This is a genomic window from Sedimentisphaera salicampi, from assembly GCF_002117005.1.
Lineage (GTDB): Bacteria > Planctomycetota > Phycisphaerae > Sedimentisphaerales > Sedimentisphaeraceae > Sedimentisphaera > Sedimentisphaera salicampi.
The window spans coordinates 1,652,089-1,669,623 of the sequence record NZ_CP021023.1; the positions used below are offsets into that span (position 1 = coordinate 1,652,089).

General features: G+C 46.9%; 12 protein-coding genes. 5 read left to right on the forward strand and 7 right to left on the reverse strand.

The window, feature by feature from the left end; translation table 11 throughout:
• Position 1: 1 nt before the first annotated feature.
• Positions 2-1,474: a sulfatase gene (locus STSP1_RS06240; protein ID WP_085755528.1), complete on the reverse strand. Its 1,473-nt coding sequence runs from the start codon at positions 1,472-1,474 to the stop codon at positions 2-4.
• A gap of 502 nt (positions 1,475-1,976) precedes the next feature.
• Between STSP1_RS06240 and STSP1_RS06245 the strand changes: the two genes are divergently transcribed.
• From STSP1_RS06245 to STSP1_RS06265, 4 genes are all read left to right on the forward strand, one after another.
• Entirely contained in the window at positions 1,977-2,189 is a 213-nt protein-coding gene (locus STSP1_RS06245; protein WP_204845081.1) for an OadG family protein, read from the forward strand.
• 29 nt (positions 2,190-2,218) lie between these two features.
• Positions 2,219-4,030: a biotin/lipoyl-containing protein gene (locus tag STSP1_RS06250; RefSeq protein WP_085755529.1), complete on the forward strand. Its 1,812-nt coding sequence runs from the start codon at positions 2,219-2,221 to the stop codon at positions 4,028-4,030.
• Positions 4,031-4,295: 265 nt separating this feature from the next.
• Positions 4,296-5,507 (forward strand): sodium ion-translocating decarboxylase subunit beta, encoded by a 1,212-nt coding sequence (locus STSP1_RS06255; protein ID WP_418314534.1) that lies wholly within the window; start codon positions 4,296-4,298, stop codon positions 5,505-5,507.
• Positions 5,508-5,807: 300 nt separating this feature from the next.
• Positions 5,808-6,227, forward strand: coding sequence for a DUF1844 domain-containing protein (locus STSP1_RS06265; protein WP_085755531.1), 420 nt, complete (start codon positions 5,808-5,810; stop codon positions 6,225-6,227).
• A gap of 84 nt (positions 6,228-6,311) precedes the next feature.
• Here STSP1_RS06265 and STSP1_RS12610 read toward each other — a convergent pair whose 3' ends face one another.
• From STSP1_RS12610 to STSP1_RS06285, 4 genes are all read right to left on the reverse strand, one after another.
• Positions 6,312-8,027, reverse strand: a complete 1,716-nt coding sequence (locus STSP1_RS12610; protein WP_193432575.1) for an exo-alpha-sialidase — start codon at positions 8,025-8,027, stop codon at positions 6,312-6,314.
• A gap of 77 nt (positions 8,028-8,104) precedes the next feature.
• On the reverse strand, positions 8,105-10,207 hold the full coding sequence (gene ppk1, locus STSP1_RS06275) for a polyphosphate kinase 1 (RefSeq protein WP_085755532.1): 2,103 nt from the start codon (positions 10,205-10,207) through the stop codon (positions 8,105-8,107).
• 28 nt (positions 10,208-10,235) lie between these two features.
• Positions 10,236-11,789, reverse strand: a complete 1,554-nt coding sequence (locus tag STSP1_RS06280) for a Ppx/GppA phosphatase family protein (RefSeq protein WP_085755533.1) — start codon at positions 11,787-11,789, stop codon at positions 10,236-10,238.
• A 92-nt stretch (positions 11,790-11,881) separates the two neighbouring features.
• Positions 11,882-12,667, reverse strand: a complete 786-nt coding sequence (locus STSP1_RS06285) for a TIGR00282 family metallophosphoesterase (protein WP_085755534.1) — start codon at positions 12,665-12,667, stop codon at positions 11,882-11,884.
• 176 nt (positions 12,668-12,843) lie between these two features.
• On the opposite strand from STSP1_RS06285, the gene miaB reads away from it, so the two are divergent.
• Positions 12,844-14,238 carry a tRNA (N6-isopentenyl adenosine(37)-C2)-methylthiotransferase MiaB gene (gene miaB, locus STSP1_RS06290; RefSeq protein ID WP_161491640.1) on the forward strand — a complete coding sequence of 465 codons (1,395 nt, stop codon included), beginning with the start codon at positions 12,844-12,846 and terminating at the stop codon, positions 14,236-14,238.
• A gap of 16 nt (positions 14,239-14,254) precedes the next feature.
• Here miaB and STSP1_RS06295 read toward each other — a convergent pair whose 3' ends face one another.
• Both STSP1_RS06295 and STSP1_RS06300 read right to left on the reverse strand, forming a co-directional pair.
• A complete protein-coding gene (locus STSP1_RS06295) occupies positions 14,255-15,964 on the reverse strand; it encodes a right-handed parallel beta-helix repeat-containing protein (RefSeq protein WP_085755536.1) in 1,710 nt (569 codons plus the stop codon).
• Between the two features lie 24 nt (positions 15,965-15,988).
• Positions 15,989-17,194 carry an AraC family transcriptional regulator gene (locus STSP1_RS06300; RefSeq protein WP_085755537.1) on the reverse strand — a complete coding sequence of 402 codons (1,206 nt, stop codon included), beginning with the start codon at positions 17,192-17,194 and terminating at the stop codon, positions 15,989-15,991.
• Positions 17,195-17,535 lie beyond the last annotated feature (341 nt).

The following is a 17,535-nucleotide window of genomic DNA, read 5'->3' on the forward strand; positions in this document are numbered from 1 at the left end:
ATTATTGCTTATAACCCGGATTCAGCTGCGGCATCTCAGCATCAACTTCTTTGAACCAATTTAACAGCTTATTAAATAATCTTTCAGTGATTTCAGGCTTTTTATCTGCAAGGTTGTTCTTTTCTCCAATATCCTCTCTGAGATTGAATAATTCCTTCCGGCTGTCTTCATACCACAAGATCAGTTTCCACTCATTTTCGCGAATTGCAGAAGCAGGTGAGCATCCTTGAGGACTGTAATGCGGGTAGTGCCAGAAAATCGGGCCGCGGTCCATATTTTCTCCCTTAAGCAGAGGCACCAAACTCTTGCCGTCCTTATGCTGTTCAGGACGGGCAGGCAAACCCGCCATTTCGAGAATTGTTGGATAGAAATCAGTGCTTATTACCGGCTTCTTGCAAACCTTTCCGGGCTCTGCTTCGCCCGGCCATTTGATTATCATCGGTTCACGAATCCCGCCTTCGTAAATCCAGCCTTTCCCCCCTCGCAGAGGGATATTAGAGGTAGGATGCCATTTAGCCGTGGAGAGGCCTCCATTGTCCGACATAAAGAAGACGATAGTGTTATCATCTATATTCATCTCTTTAAGTTTATCAAGCACCTTGCCGCAAGCAGTATCCATTGCCTCAACCATGCCGGCATAAACAGCGTGGTCTTGGGTCAGCCGAATGTTGCGATTTCTGTCGCTTCCATATTCTGTTTTCAATCCAAGAGCCTTTCGCTTCTTTTCGTACTTTTCCTTCAGATCCTCTCGGGCCATCAAAGGGGTATGTACAGAATAGAAAGAAAGAAACGCAAGGAAGGGATTCTTCTTGTTAGATTGGATAAATTCTATGGTTTCATCCGCCAGCCGGTCAGGCAAATGTTCGCCTTCGGGTCCGTCTTCCAGTCTTGGGTTATCGTAAGGCGGGAAATATCCATCACCTTTCGGCGCTCCAACTTCCCATCCACCTTTATTTATATCAAACCCCTGATGTTCCGGCCAGTAACGCTGCTCTGCCCCCAAATGCCATTTTCCAGCAAAGAACGTAGAGTAGCCAGATTGGTTGAGAGCCTCAGCAACAGTAAGCTCGCTCAAAGGCAGAGACTCCTTAAAGTCAGCAGTTAAAAGAGGTTTATTAACCGCCCATCTGTATTTTTCAAGCGGCACTTCCCCACCCGGACCGCCAAACCATTCGGTTGTATCAAGGCGAGCGGGATACTTTCCCGACATTATGCTCGCCCTTGTGGGGGAACATACCGGAGCAGCTGCATAGGCATCTGTGAATTTAATTCCTTCTCCGCACAGAGCATCTATGTTCGGTGTTTCGTAGAAATCGCTTCCAAAACAGCCTAAATCTTTCCACCCGAGATCGTCTATAAGCAGAAAAAGGAAATTAGGCTTTTTTGCGGGCTTTGCTAATAAGTTTCCGCTGCCAAGGCCGGCAAGTGAAACCGCTGCAAGGCCTGCAGACTTGAAAAAGGTACGTCTTTGCATTGTGATTATCCCTATGAAATAATAATTTTTAAATAACCAATTTTAAGATTATGTGCCTTGTGGTTCAATATTTATATCCTGAAAAGCAATGGATTTTCCGGCAAATCCATATTTCATTCAGAAACCTCAAAAAACTAATTCTTTCTATAGTTCTAATTGTATATCCTGAGAGCACCAAAAAAAATGACAAATTACGTAAAATAGTTGGCTATATACGACACGCATTTGCTGTTCTGTTCCATTTTTCTCATTAGGCTGATAGTATTTAAGATGTGTGCGACAATTTTTTATTCAAAAATTCGCAAAAACCACCCTGCCGGTGTTTTTATATTTTGCTTTTTTAATTTCATTAAAATTTGATTAAATTCCAAAATCGGCCGAATAAGTATTGACTTTTCACAATAATATCACTTTAATACCACGGAATTTAAAAATACGGGGAATGTGCGCTTGCGCATTTTTTATATATATATTATGCTTTAGATAAGATAAGGGGAATTCTGTGAATCTCATAGGCGAAGGATTTATCTTTATGCTCGTCGGGATGGGGATGGTTTTTATATTCCTTGTTCTGATGATTTTAGTAATGAACTTATCAGCAGGTGTTATCAGCCGGTTCTTCCCGGAGAAGGCCGCTGAAGAGAGCTCTGCTGGAAGCGTAAACGAAAAATCGAAACTGGCAGCTGTAATTGCTATAGCAAAGTCAAGGCAATAACTTTAAGAAAGGTACAGGAAAGCAATAAAATGGCGAAAAAGCAAATTGAAGTTATGATAACTGCATTCCGCGACGGCTTCCAGAGCTGTTACGGAGCGCGAGTATTAACAGAGGATTTCCTGCCGGCAGTAGCCGCTGCAAAAGAGGCAGGAATCACGCACTTTGAGGCAGGTGGAGGAGCCCGCTTTCAGTCTCTTTTCTTTTACTGCAACGAAAGTGCTTTTGATATGATGGACAGGTTCCGCGAAACAGCAGGAGCTGATGCGAACCTTCAAACCCTCGCAAGAGGGGTAAACGTTGTGGGGCTTGAATCGCAGAGCAGGGATGTTATCAATGCTCATGCAAAGCTCTTCAAGAAACACGGAATCACAACAATCAGAAACTTTGATGCCCTTAATGACGTGAACAATCTGGTATATTCAGGCCAGTGCATTCACGATGCGGGGCTCAAGCACGAAGTGGTTGTATCAATGATGGAACTTCCTCCTGGATGCAGCGGCGCTCATACGCCGGAATTCTACGAAGGGGTTTTGAAGAAGATACTTGATGCGGGCATACCGTTTGATTCAGTATGCTTCAAGGACGCCTCGGGAACTTCGACACCGGCTAAGGTGTATGACACGATGAAACTTGCAAGGAAGATGCTTCCCGAGGAGATCTCGCTTCGCATGCACACACACGAAACGGCCGGCAACGGCGTAATGTGCTACAGAGCAGCCCTCGACGGCGGAGCAGACGCCCTGGATCTCTCGATGTCTCCCGTTTCCGGCGGCACAGCTCAGACAGATGCCCTTGTAATGTGGCATGCTCTTCGCGGAACAGAGTACGAGCTGGGCTTTAACGCTGAGAAGGTACGTGAGGCTGAAAGAGTATTCAAAGACTGCATGAAAGACTACTTCTTCCCGCCTGAGGCAGGCAGGGTTGAGCCGGTTATTCCGTGGTCTCCAATGCCGGGCGGAGCTCTTACTGCAAACACACAGATGCTTCGCGATAACGGCCTGATGGACAGGTATCCAGAGATTATCGAAGCTATGAGCGAAACAGTTCGCAAAGGCGGCTTCGGCACTTCAGTTACGCCCGTATCACAGTTCTACTTCCAGCAGGCATTCAACAACGTTATGTTCGGCCCTTGGGAAAAGATAGCAGAAGGCTACGGCAAGATGGTTCTCGGCTACTTCGGGAAAACCCCTTGCAAACCAGACCCTGAGGTAATCAAGAAGGCCTCTGAGCAGCTCAACCTTGAACCAACTGAAGAGCTGCCCGTTGACATCAACGACCGCGACACTAGCAAGGGTCTTGAACAGGCACGCAAAACCTGCGAGGCTGAAGGCTTAGAGCCGACAGAAGAGAACGTATTCATCGTTGCAACTTGCAAGGATAAGGGCGTTACATTCCTCAAGGGCGAAGCGAAGCTCAATATCAGGAAGAACGAGCCAAAGAAAGAGAGCGGCTCAGATGACAAAGACGCACCTAAAGCATACTGCGTAAACCTTGAGGGCAAGCAGTACAACGTTACTGTCAAGGGTTCTCAGGCGGTAGTGAACGGCAAGACCTACAACTTCGACTGCTCCGAAGGCGAGGTTGATCAGGCAAGCTTCAAACGCTCTTCTAACGCAACCGCACAGACGGACAATGTAAATGCAAAGCTTCCGGGCAACGTTGTGAAGATTCTCGTTTCCGAGGGCGATGAGGTTGATGAAGGGCAGACCCTTATGATTCTCGAAGCGATGAAGATGGAAACGGAAGTTAAATCACATGTCGCCGGAACTGTTGAAGAAATCGCAGTATCAGTAGGCGACGGCGTTAAGGCAGACCAGTTACTCGTGAAGATAAGTATGTAAGGGGTGGTCAGTGAATAAATTACTTAACGAAAATAAAAAGACCGGCCTGAGGGCTTTTATATTTGTGATTGCAGCGGGGCTTATCACAGCCGGTTTTGCTTTCGCAGATAATGCCCTTAAAAAGGCCGAAGAATCCGTTCAGGAAGAAGCGGGAAATGTGCTGAAAGCTGCTGAACAAACTGAATCAGAAAAAGCTGCTTCGGAACCTCCCGAAGAATCCGGGGGCTTCAGCGAAAAGCTCGGCCTTCTCTGGAAACAAACAGGGATTTACAGATTCTTCAATCCTGCCACAGATGCAGAAAAGGCTCAGGAAAGAGCTGCGGCTGCTGAAAGGAAGCAGCAGGCAGAAAGCGCTGAAGAGCAGGAAAGCTTCTGCGGGGAAGGGCTTGGAAGATTTCTTATGATAATCGTGGGGCTTGTTCTTATATTCCTTGCGATAAACAAGGGATTCGAGCCTCTGCTCCTTCTGCCGATAGGCTTCGGGTGCATACTCGCCAACATTCCCGTCGCGGGGATTGCAGAGCCCGGGCTTCCGGGCAATCCGGACGGCTTTCTGTACATAATCTACGATATGGGCGTGAAAAACGGGCTTTTCCCGCTTATCATCTTTATGGGTGTGGGCGCTATGACAGATTTCGGCCCGCTTATAGCAAACCCGAAAATGGCAATACTCGGCGCTGCTGCTCAGTTCGGCATTTTCTCAACACTGCTGATGGCTCTTGCTATTACGCCTCTTGGCTTCAGCCTTTCTGATGCCTCGGCAATCGGAATTATAGGCGGTGCAGACGGTCCTACTGCGATATTCCTCTCCGGCCGGCTAGCGCCGGATCTGCTCGGGGCGATAGCTGTGGCGGCGTATTCTTATATGGCTCTTGTGCCGGTGATTCAGCCTCCGATTATGCGGGCTCTCACAAGCAAGTCAGAACGAGTGATTGAGATGAAGCAGCTAAGACACGTTACAAAGCTCGAAAAGATAGTGTTCCCAATTATCGTGCTGGCTCTCTGCGTTCTGCTTCTGCCTTCGGCATGTCCGCTGATTGGTGCTCTGATGTTCGGTAATCTCTGCAAGGAATCAGGGGTTGTGAACAGGCTCTCAGATACGATGCAGAATTCACTTATCAATATCGTAACGATAATGCTCGGGCTCGCTGTGGGCTCAAAGCTGGCATACGATAAATTCCTCACCATCCAGACGGTAGGAATCCTCGTTCTGGGTGTTGTGGCGTTCTGCATTGGTACAGCTTCAGGGCTTCTTATCGCAAGGCTGTACAACAAATTCGCCAAAGACAAAATCAATCCGCTTATTGGTGCCGCTGGTGTATCAGCTGTGCCGATGGCTGCGAGAGTTGCGAACAAGGTTGGTGTGGAAGAAAATCCGCACAATTTCCTGCTTATGCATGCAATGGGGCCGAACGTTTCAGGCGTTATCGGCTCGGCAGTAGCAGCGGGCGTGCTCCTCGCTCTCTGCGGCGGATAATCAATACTATCCCCAAAAATTCAAAGGCGGCCGTTTTCGAACAGCCGCCTTTTTTTTTGCATAAAGAAAACTGAGCTTATCAAACTGATTTAAAGTCAGCTCAGCTTGGAAAATATAAAAATACAGAAAAATATTGCAGATTGAGCAAATGATTTTACCATACAGGTGTTTGGAGAAAAATTTTCCGGCTTGCCCCCCTGCCGGCAAACTAAAACTTCATAATACAGTAGAAAATATTATAATGACTGCCTCACGAAAATTCGTGGGCAAATTTGGATTTAGAAAACGTTTGGAGAATTTATGAGTGAAGAGAAAAACATTCACGTTGACTCAGACTGGAAAGAACAAGTAAAGAAAGAGAAGGAAAAGCTTCAGCAGGAAGAAGAGAATCAGCAGCAGGGCGAGCAGGATCAAAACCAGATGCCTGAAGCGAGCTTCGAGGTGCTGGTGAACCTTCTGGCCACTCAGGCGGCATACGGGCTCGGGCTCGTGCCGGATGAGAAGGGTAACCCTGTAATGAATCTGCCCGTTTCCAAGCTGCATATAGACCTTATAAGCGTGCTTGAGGAAAAATGCGGAGAAAATCTCAGCGAAGACGAGAAGAAGCACATTGATGATACGCTAAGCCAGCTTCGTATGTCTTACGTTTATATGACAAACGCTCAGCAGCAGGGTGAAGACCAACAGGATCAAGGCGAAAGCACCATCCAAACCGAATAGCCTGAAATGGTCAAAACCGAAAAACTAAAGGCAGGGAACTAAAAAGCCCTGCCTTTTTCATTTCGCCTTCAGATAACTGGAAGTTTAATAGCTGATCGCAGAGATTTCTCGCTCCGCAACGACATTTTCCATATATTGCTCTGCCTCAGCTTTTATATCGCTGTAATACTGGCTGGCTGCGTTGGCTGTATCATCGATATCCGAGCTCTTCCATTTGCCGGTAAGCTTAATCTCTTGCTCAATTGTGTATAGAGACGGGGTTTCCTCAAGTCCGCCTGCACCGTCGTTATTTGCAATCCTGATGCTCACCTTATTCCATTTGCCCGCTAGAAGAGCTCCCTTGGGGACAGCATAAACCCTTCTAACATCCCAAGCCTGCTGACCTCGTCCGGTGCTGCCAACCTTCAGGCCGTTTATGTATGTATCATCGACATCATCAATCCTGCCTGCAAAAACCCAAACCTTTTTGTCCTGCCAGTCTACGGGGATTTTAACGTATGTAGTGATCCAGAGCGCCTCGCCTGCGGGTACATCAATATTGGTTATGCTCTTTAGTGATTCCCTCGGGGGTTTGGCGGGGTTTTCAGGAGCAGTTAAATTCGGCCATTTTTTCCAGTCCTTCCCTGCCCATGCATATTCTCCCGGGCGCGCACCATCGGCAGAATCTTCCATCTCAAGCTCTCTGAAATCTTCGAATCTGTGGAAGGTAAGATAATTTGCATTATGCTGGTTGTCTGCGCCGCTGTAGGCATCATCAAAGGCCGTTCTTGAAACTGCAATGATATCATCCCCCTCAATTAGCCAGTCTAAATACTGGAATCCGTGTTTCTTATCATCTTTGTGATACAGCAAAACGCACTTCATCTGCCAGTCTCTCAGTTTTTTTGAACTAAGCAGAGCAGCTGCGTTTCGCACTCTCTCGTTGTTCTTTGATTCGTGCGTATTTGCAGGCATAACAGCATTGGAAATCGTCCAGTAGCTTTCTGTTTCACTGTCGTAGCGGATTGTAAATTTCTTCCCGCCTCCGGGCATATTGACAAAACCGCTTTCGGGGTCGAATGTAAGTTTTCTGCCGTTCCAGCCGCATTCAGCTATTGCTGCCCTGCCGAGCCTGCGGTCGTCGGTATCCACGCGGAGTATATTGAGGATATTGTTATCAGGCCCAGCCACGGCATTTCCTTCCAGCCAGCCGCCGAAATTCCCGCCGAGCCAGTCTTGGTCTGCCCCGATTCGGTTGCTAACTCTCCAGTTTGAGGCATCGAGGAGATTGGAACCGTTTGGAGCTGACAGCATAAAGGCTCTGAAATGGTCGCCCCAGCCGCCGATCCCCATAGCATCCTCAAATCCTCGCCAGATCCTGCCGTGAGAATATATTACAGGCACAGGAGCTGTATGGTATTTCCCCCCGGTAAGCAGGAGACCGGAATTCTCGTCTTCTGGGGTGGTCCAGTTATCCCCCCCGTCATCGGAACGGAGGATAACCACATCGCCGTGCGGCCGGCTTGTACCCATCATATACAGAGAGCCGCTGTGCACGAAAATATTCGCCCAATAACAAGGCGCTTCGGAAATCTTCTGCCATGTTTTGCCCTGATTCTTTGAGCGGAAAACTAAAGTTTGAGGATCTGCCTTCGGGCCGAAATTATCACATTTTGCAATATAATCGCCATTTTGAAGAACCGCTATCCCTGGGGAGCCCACATAAACACCGGAATCGGCCTTCTTGTGATGTACTACTGTTCCGGGAACCGCCCAAACCATCGCTGCGGCGGTTAATACTAATAATGCTGCTTTTTTCATTTTTTCGCCTTTCCGTAATAAGCCTTATGATATTCTAATCAAGCAGGCCTTATTGTTAAGTGAAACAATTTTTTGGACTAATTTTCGCCCATGTGAGGCGTTAACTTATCAATAACCTTCTGCCTTTTTCTCTCTGTTCTGCGGCAAGCCTGAAGATAAAGCTCCTCCTGGCTTCTGAGACGCTTCTCGCCTTTTCGAGGGGTGTTTTTCCTATAGCTTCCGTCCGGGAGGAGAGTCCAGCTGCTTACATTATCCGCCATATGAGTTTCGAGGAAGCTCTTTAAGCGTTTTTTGCAGTGCTTTGAATCTATTGGCACAAGCAGTTCCACGCGTTTATCGAGATTCCTTGTCATCCAGTCTGCGCTTGAAATAAAAATATTCTCGCTGCCGCCCTGATAAAAGCAGTAAATTCTTGCGTGCTCGAGGAATCTGTCAACGATGCTTGTAACTGTGATATTCTCGCTGAGCCCTTCCACTCCGGGCTTCAGACAGCATATCCCGCGCACATTCAGCTTAATCTCAACACCCGCCTTCGAGGCATCATAGAGCTTCCCAATAAGCTTTTCATCCACCAGAGAATTCATCTTTGCTGTAATCTGAGCCTGCTGGCCGTTTTTAGCACGCTCTGTTTCCGCCTCTATCAACTGGGTTATTTTTTTTCGGAGGGTAATTGGAGACATATAAAGCCTCCTGAGGTTCTGCGGCTGAGAATAGCCGCTCACTGAGTTGAAGAAGGCCGTGGCATCAAAGCCTAGAGCCTCATTACATGTCATATAGCTTATATCACAATAGAGCTTGGCTGTTTTGTCGTTATAGTTTCCGGTGCCGTAATGGACATATCTAACAACGCCAGTTTCCTCCCTCCGAACCACCACGCAAACCTTGGAATGCGTTTTGAGCCCCTTCACCCCGTAAATCACCTGCACTCCGGAATTCTCAAGCACCCTTGCCCATTCAATATTTGAGCGCTCATCAAACCTTGCCTTGAGCTCCACAAGAGCGGTAACATATTTGCCGTTTTCCGCCGCCCTTTTAAGGGCTGCGGCCATGGGGCTTTTTGAGCTTGTCCTGTATATCACCAGCTTTATCGATAATACTGAAGGATCCCCTGCTGCCTCTTCAACAAACCGAATTACAGGATCGAAAGATTCGTACGGATGATACAGCAGAATGTCTTTTTTCTGAATCTGCTCAAATATGCCCGCAGAGGGATCAATCTGGTCTGAGGGCTGAGGATGCCAAGGCTCATTCTTGAGCGATTCAAAGCCCTCCACAGAAGTCATCTCCATAAACGCCTTCAGATCTAAAGGCCCGTCCAGTCGGAATGTCCATTTCTTGTCGCATCCAAGCAGCTCACGCAGAAATTCCTCTGCCCTCGCTGACACCCCGCTTTCAATTTCAACCCTGATGCAGTCGCTGCTCTTTCTCTCTTCGAGCACCTCTTCCATACCCGTAAGCAAATCAGGAGCTTCATCCTCCTGCAGTTCGATATCGGCGTTTCTGGTTGGGCGGAATGAACAGCATTCGAGAACTTTACAGCCTTCGAACCAATTTGAGATATGCTCTTTAACAGCATCTTCAAGGAGGATAAACTCGCATCTGCCCACATCGGAGGGGAGCAGTATAAAACGCTTAGTCTCAATGCCCAGAGGCATTACCGCATATTTATCTTTGTTCTTTTTTTCTCCTTCAATACGAACCAGCATATTCAGCTCGAGATTGTGTATCAAAGGCTTAACAGCATCCAGCTCTACAGCAGAGGGCGTTAGAACAGGGGCAAGCTCTCTTGAAATATAATCATCCAAAAACGATTTCTGTTCCGAGCTGAGCTCACTGTATCTCTTGCGCTTAAAGCCTTTGCCTGCAAGAGCGGGCTCAAGGGTTTTTGTGTAATGGGTGTACTGCTCGCAGTACATTTGATTAACCCGCTTGTTAATCGCCTTCAGCTGGGCGTAAGGTGTCATGCCGGAGGGGTCTTTTCTGCGTTTGCCCCTTTTCCGCATATACATAAGCCCGCCCACACGAACCATAATAAATTCATCAAGATTTGAGGCGGTAATGGCTGCAAATTTCAGCCTCTCCAAGAGCGGGTTATTCTTGTCGAATGCCTGATAAAGCACCCTGAAATTAAAATCTATCCAGCTCAGTTCTCTGTTAGTGTAAGGTATCTCTCTGCTCATAAATCAGCTCCTTCAGCTTTGGCGAAGTTCAGCAGGCAACGAATTTCACTTTATGCCCGTAAACCCTTTCGAACCATTCAGATTTCTCCTTCACCACGACCTTCTCAGCGGCTATATCTCTATTAGTTGAAATTTTGAACAAAAGTTCACTGTCTGTTCTTTCTATGCAAATATCTTCGGCCTTGAACTGCCTGCTGTAGTCCAGAGCATCTGCAACGCGGAGTATAGAGCCGAGCTTTTTTACGGTGAGCCTTGTATCTTTATCCAGAGATACATACTTATCATGGGAGGCCTTAGGCAAAGACCTCCTGTGATACCTTGCAACAAGGGCAGCAATTGAAGTGTCTCTATCGCTCAAGCCAAAAATATCGCTGTTTTCAATTAGATACTGACTGTGTTTATGATGGCTTCTGTTGCTGATATACTTTCCTATATCGTGCAGAAGAGATGCTACGACAAGTATGCCTTCATAATGGCGGGAGAGCTTATGCTCAAATTTCATTTCTTTGAAAAGCCTCAGAGATATATCCTTTACAAAATCAGCATGCTCACGTGTATAGCCGTATTTCTCCCCTACCCTCCTCACGGAATATTCCACCTGCTCCATAAAGCTTCTTGTCCATGCACCCCCGTTTGCAAGCTCATACAAAAGCCCGTCGCGCAGGGTGGAAGTGCCCACGAGAATAGAACGTATATGCAGCTCGCCTGCAAGGCAGGCAAGGATCTTCAGAGCTGGGGCGAGTGTTTCGGCATCTGCAAAAGACATATTGTATTTCTGAACGAGGCTTTCCTCGCTTTGATTTATAACAGACTCCACAAGCTTGTTCAGACGCGAGAGATTAACAGAAGAGATAGACTCTCCGTCCCAATTTTTATTGAGCATAGAGGCAGCGAACCTTGCATCTCCACCCAGCGCTAGGAGCTTCTGATTCGATGCTCTGCCCACATACTCATGAATCTGGCGAACGGTTTTCAAGATCTCAGCTTCATACATCTCGAGGGTTTCTTCAGGCCCTGCAGAAATATTTTCCACCCTTTCCCGAAGCCGGAATGCCCCGAGACGGTAGGTCTGCGAGAAGGAAACCCTCCCGCTGTCCATCCCTATAAGCTCAAGCGAACCGCCTCCGACCTCCACTACGAGCACCTTATTATTTGAAAGAAAAGGCTCCTCACTGAATGACTTTTGAAGACCGAAGAATGTAAGGCGGTTTACGTCTGCCCCGTCTATAACATCCACCTTTATTCCAACTGCCATATAGATGCGGTCAACGAAAGTTTCGCTGTTTCTCGCCTCTCGTACTGCACTTGTAGCCACTGCCTTGATTCTCTCAGGGCTGTCAATCCCGTATTCAGCGAGCACACGCTTAAATCCCCTCAGCACTGAAACGCAGCTTTCTGCTGTTTCGATGCTTATCATACCTTTCTTAAAAGTGTCCCTGCCGAGGTTGGTATCTTTGCTCAAAGTTTCTATCTGCCGGATGCCGTCTATTTTGATCTCAGCAATCACCATCCTGATGGAGGTTGAACCTATATCTATAACCGCCCTTGTTTCAGGCAGATTTTTTCCTTCAAAATCATTCATTTCGCTAACCTCTTCAAGCTGAATGAGTAATAAGAATCTCAGCTTATAATATTCAATGTATTTTTATATCATTAGCAAAGGCGGATTTCAAGTTAGGATTTCTCAATTACGCGTGTAACTGATTCAGTCTTCTTTGAAGCAGTGTCAATCACTGCAATAGCTCCCGAAAGCCTTAGATCCTCGCCTGCAACGTCAAATGGGAAATTCACCTGCGTACGCATTGATTTTATAACGTTTTCAATATCACGCCCTATTATAGAATGAAACGGGCCTGTCATACCGATATCGGTGATAAAACCCGTACCTTTGGGCAGAATCCTTTCATCCGCAGTTTGCACGTGGGTATGAGTTCCGAATACGAAACTCGCCTTTCCGTCGAGGTAATGAGCTAATGCAGCCTTCTCGCTGGTAGCCTCTCCGTGAACTTCCACTACTATGATATCAGCCTGCTTTTTGAGCCTGCCGAGGATATTATCGCAGTGTTCAAAGGGGCAGTTTGCAGGTTGCATAAAAACCCTGCCGATAAGAGAAATAATCCCCACTGAGGCCCCCTTGGCCGTATTGAAAATCACCTCCGCGCAGCCCGGTGCAGACCGGCTAAGATTCGCAGGCCTTATTATATCTCGGTTTTCTTCAAGAATTGGAACGATCTCCCGTCTTTTGTAGGCGTGGTCTCCGAGGGTGATTATATCAACTCCGCAAGCCTTGATGGATTTGTAGAGCTTTGGAGTGATGCCGGAGCCGGCTGCGCTGTTTTCCGCATTCGCTATAACGCAGTCTATTCCGTGCGCACTTTTAAGCTGGGGGAGAACCTTCTCGAGAACCTCCCTGCCCGGTCTTCCCACAATATCTCCAATGCAAAGTATATTAAGCTTCAAATTGCTTTATCTCCAGAACTGAGTTGGGTTTATAAAATTATTAGGATATACATAAGCTTAATTTTTGCAACAAACTAATGCTTCAAAGCAAATTTTCGCTGACGGCTGCAGGGTGTTTATCAGGGCAAAATTGATTTCTCGGCTGTGCTGAGTATACTTCGCTGCATATGAATAAAATGAAACTTTACATAGTCAGCTTCGGCTGCCAAATGAACAAACTGGATACAAGCCTTGTTGAGGCGGAATTCACAAAATCAGGATTTGAGCTCACGGATAACCAGACCGAGGCTGACGTTATACTTATGAACACCTGTTCGGTGCGCGAGCACGCAGAGCATCGCGTTCTATCCCGCCTTGGATATGCAAAACACCTCAAACGCAGCGGGCGGAAGGTGGTTGTGGGCGTGATAGGCTGCATGGCGCAGAGGCTCGGGAATTCACTGCTCGAACGTGAGGAAGTGGATGTTGTTTGCGGCCCAGGCCAGATTCCAGAGCTCAAAAAGATGGTGATTGAAAAGCTGGAAGGCAGCAAAGGCGGGGTTATAAACGTATCGCCGCAAATCCGGAAATCGCCTTCAGCCAAGAACTCAGCTATGCTTGATGAGTTTGAGCTTGAGAATTCGCCAAACCTCACAGAACATAAGAACAAGGCGTTTGTGCGGGTTATGAGGGGCTGCAACAACTTCTGCAGCTACTGCATCGTGCCTTTTGTACGCGGCCCGGAGGTATCCAGAAGCCCTGATAAAATCCTCAATCAGATAAGACGGCTCGCAGAATCAGGCGTTAAGCAGGTTACCCTGCTTGGGCAGACCGTAAACTCCTACAGGCATACAGAAAACGGCAATGAATACCGCCTGCACAACCTGCTTGAGAAAACAGCCGAGATAGACGGGATCGATAGGATAAGCTTCGTTACCAACTACCCGTATATGGATTACACCACCCCCCTTTTCAAGGCTGTCGCAGAGATTGACAAGGTTTGTCCGTATCTGCACCTGCCTGCTCAGAGCGGGTCTGAAAAGGTTTTGAAGGCTATGAACAGGAAATACACGCCGCAGGATTATATCCGCCTGATAGATGAGGCCAGAGAGCACGTTCCGGAGATTGCTGTTGCAGGGGATTTTATTGTAGGCTTTCCGGGAGAGAGCGAGGAAGATTTCCGCGAGACTGAGAAGCTCGTTGAACGGATTCGATACAAAAACATCTTTGCTTTTAAGTATTCCCCGAGACCGGGAACCAGCACTGAAAAAAGGCTTGAGGATAATGTGCCCGATAAGATCAAGCGGGAGAGAAACATCAAACTTCTCGCCCTTCAGGAATCAATCAGCAGCGAGGACAATAAAAAATTTGAGGGCAGAAAGATGCGGGTTTTCGTGGAAGGCAGGAGCAGCAAAGGACACCTCAACAATGCCGATAACGAAAAATCTCCCCAGCTCATCGGCCGAACTGCCGGGGATTACATAGTTGTGTTTAACGGGCAAGAAGAGCTTACTGGAAAATTTGCAGATATTATTATAGAGAAAACCTCAGCGCTCACCCTTTTCGGAAAAGTATCAGACGGGCAAGAATAGCAGACCGCTTGCAGGCTTATTTTGAGAGTTCGAAGAATCCTTTGCCCACAGGTACAAGCGTAACATCGGAGCAGTTTCTGATTTTAATCGGCTCAAGGGTTGGCAGAGGCCTGTCTGAGGGGTATATGATATTTCGCACAATATTAACGTCCTTAATCCCGCTCACAGAGATTCCGCAGTCTGAGTGCATTGTAATCTGATTGCTGTCTATGGTTACCGGCCCGCCGGCGGGGGTTATCTCTCCCTTCCCCAGCCTGCTTACAGAAATCGGGCAGTAGAGGATATCGGAGAAGGTGTTGTTTCTTATTACGAGATCTTCTGGGATCGGGCCTTCTGCAAATTTGAACGAATTGAAGCTGTGCACGCCCATAGCTGTTCTGCTGAAATCGCAGTTTCTGATACGTGCGGGAGTTCTCACAACAATCCCTACCTTCATCTGATTGCGGAAGGTGCAGTTTGTAACTATTGCAGGGTCTTCTGTTTGTATAAAAAAGCTGGGGCTCAGGCCTTCGGCCTTCATTCCCTCTAAATCGAGGTTTTCCGGCGGACGGGCAAGGGTTATAATCCGCTCTCTGTTAGCGGTAAATTTCACCTGCTCGATTTTTATGCGGTCTGTAATTTCAGCCCTGAGAGGATCAAATATTAGAGCAGTCTGCCCTTCTTTTACCGGAGCATCGTACCATACTATATCGCTGTAGCGAACTTTATAGGCGGCTGGGGAAAGCTGCCTGAGCACCTTATATGCCATAGACGAGATATTTATCGAATCATCCAGAAGGGCTTCGAAATGGCAGCTCTCAATACGAACTCCGTCGCAGTCTTTTATGTGCATACCATCTGAGAGCGAAGCGGCGAGCCTTTCTCTGCCGGGCTTTTTGAGTATCTGCACCCTTTCCAACTGGACTTTCCTGCACCCTGTGAGGCGGTAGGTCATAGAGGGGCTTATGTAGTGGCGGATATTTCGGAACTTCAAATTCTCGCAGCCGGAGGCCTGAATCACTCCTGACGGCGTTGTCTGGAAAACTTTGCTTCCGCGGAGTTTTTTTGTGTCGAACCGCTTTTCCCTGCTGCTTTCAGAAAGCTGAGGGGCAGCAAAAACAAAATTCATCCCCTCCTTCACTTTGGATATCCTGTCTTTGTGGTCTGGTTTGGCCTTGAGTTTTATAATTGTTTTTGAAAGCTCTTCCACTGAGCTTAGGTAAAACCATTTATGCGTGTAGTTGTTCTCTTCAAGCAGTGCGCAGTGTTTGAGGTTTTCTTCTATAGTTACCGGACTGAAGCCATCGGCTGTTTTCCCGAGCAGAACTCCGTCTTCCGGGAACGTCTTTAAAACCCTGCCCTGAATAAAAGGAAGGGGCGAATAATCTATCTTGAGATTGCGGATTTCTATATTGCTGCAATCGCTTAGATAAAGAAAATTATTCCCGGGCTTTAGCAGAACAGTGCTCCCGTTTCCTTCTATTATTAAATCAGAGATGCCATGAAGCTTCAGGCAGCACCAGCTGTCTTCACGCTCCGGGAGAGTGTAGGTTTTTCCAGAGAGCTCAATAATCGATTCTCCGGGCAGCTCCTGAGCCTCCGTGAATGCTTTTTCGAATGATGCGTATATATCGTTATTATTTTTATTCAGGAAATCATCGATTCTCAGTGTATGGGCTTTTCCGGCACATACTAATATCAAAACAAATAAGCAGATTCTGGTAATAACGCCTGACTGATTATTCAATTAACACCTGCTGAAACAAACCGCTCAAAATAAAGATCTTTCCGGAAGCAAATGTTCTTCCACGTTCTTCTTATACTCGCGGGGAGTAAATCCTGTTTCCCGCTTGAAAAGACGTGATATATGTGCTTCGCTGGTAAATCCTACGAGCCTTGCGATATCCGAGATTGGATAGCCGTCTTCAATCATATTTTTAATAAGCTCCACTCTTGATTTGCCGATCTGCTGATTTACAGAACAGCCCATATTCCTCCTGAATCTGTTAGAGAGTGTCCAGCGGGAAACCCCCGCATATTCGGCTACATCTGTAACCTGTATGCTCCTTGAGATGTTGCTGTGGATATACTGCAGCGCCTTCGCTACAACATCATCCTCCACGTTAATTATATTAGTGGATTCGCGAGTGATAACTCTGAGCGGGGAATGATATACCCGCTGGCCATTCATTGGCTCGCCTCTGAGGAGTCTGTCTAAAAGAACGGCCATTTTCAGCCCTGCAGTTGTGAGGTCAAGCTGAATGCTCGAAAGCTGCGGAGATGCCAGGGAACATAACGTCATATCATTGCCCGTACCCAGCACGGATGCCTGAGTGGGCACTTCGATACCGTTCTTTTTGCATATTGAGAGAACCTGCTTTGCCCTGCAGTCGTTGCAGGCATAAAAAGCTGCCGGCTTGGGCACAGATTCAACCCATTTTCGAAGGTGTTCGAATCTCTCATCCCAGCTGTAATCGCAGCGTGAGGGATGTTCGTATATAAAAAGATCATAGCTTGTCTTGCGTATATGTCTTAAGAAGCTCTCTCCTCTTGACTTTGAGCAGGATTCTGCCTCGCAGCCGCAGTAGGCGAAGTTTCGAAATCCTCTTGCAAGAAAATGCTCTGCGGCCATCTTGCCGGTTAGCTCAGCATTCGGCACAACTGCGGGTATATCAGGTCTGCTGCTGTCTTCACCCCCAAAAAGAATAATAGGCAGATTGATATATTGAATTAGCCTGTTATGAAGCGGATTTCTTGATATTACAGCATCAACCCGCTGTTTGAGGATATCAACTCTCAGTTTGTTCCAGTCTATACCATCATAACAAATACTCGAAAGATCTTGTCTTCCTAAAAAAAACCAGTTACCAAAAATCCTTGCAGCTCTTCCAAGCCCCATTAAAAGCATTTTATCCTTCTGCTGGTGGGTCTTGAATAAGAGGAGGATTCTCTTTTCATTTCCGTTAAAATCCTTCATCTTTCCCCCTACAATTTCCGACGGAGGTATATTATCCAGAAAATTTGCTTGCCGTCAAGGCTAATATTAGAGTAAGCATACTTTTTTTAATTCCATTTTTTGAGACTACCTTTAGCCGTTAATGTCCCGAAACCTTTAATATCCAACATACCATTTAAAGGCGGCAATTAAAAAGTAATTTTACTAAAAACAATTTTTTTTGAGCAAAGCCCCTGAATTTTGCAATCGACATAAAAGGGCAGGAAAGGATCTGAATTGTACGTGAAGACTTTGCCGGAATGGCCTGCTGCCAAATCCGTATTATTTTTAATTCTGTACCCGATTTTTCGCTTAAGGGGTAA

Excerpts from the sequence above, each read along its gene's own strand:
- ppk1 (WP_085755532.1), bottom strand. The coding sequence starts at position 10,207 with ATGAGCAGAGAGATACCTTACACTAACAGAGAACTGAGCTGGATAGAT.
- STSP1_RS06300 (WP_085755537.1), bottom strand. The coding sequence starts at position 17,194 with ATGAAGGATTTTAACGGAAATGAAAAGAGAATCCTCCTCTTATTCAAG.
- miaB (WP_161491640.1), top strand. The coding sequence starts at position 12,844 with ATGAAACTTTACATAGTCAGCTTCGGCTGCCAAATGAACAAACTGGAT.
- STSP1_RS06280 (WP_085755533.1), bottom strand. The coding sequence starts at position 11,789 with ATGAATGATTTTGAAGGAAAAAATCTGCCTGAAACAAGGGCGGTTATA.
- STSP1_RS06240 (WP_085755528.1), bottom strand. The coding sequence starts at position 1,474 with ATGCAAAGACGTACCTTTTTCAAGTCTGCAGGCCTTGCAGCGGTTTCA.
- STSP1_RS12610 (WP_193432575.1), bottom strand. The coding sequence starts at position 8,027 with ATGAAAAAAGCAGCATTATTAGTATTAACCGCCGCAGCGATGGTTTGG.
- STSP1_RS06250 (WP_085755529.1), top strand. The coding sequence starts at position 2,219 with ATGGCGAAAAAGCAAATTGAAGTTATGATAACTGCATTCCGCGACGGC.
- STSP1_RS06265 (WP_085755531.1), top strand. The coding sequence starts at position 5,808 with ATGAGTGAAGAGAAAAACATTCACGTTGACTCAGACTGGAAAGAACAA.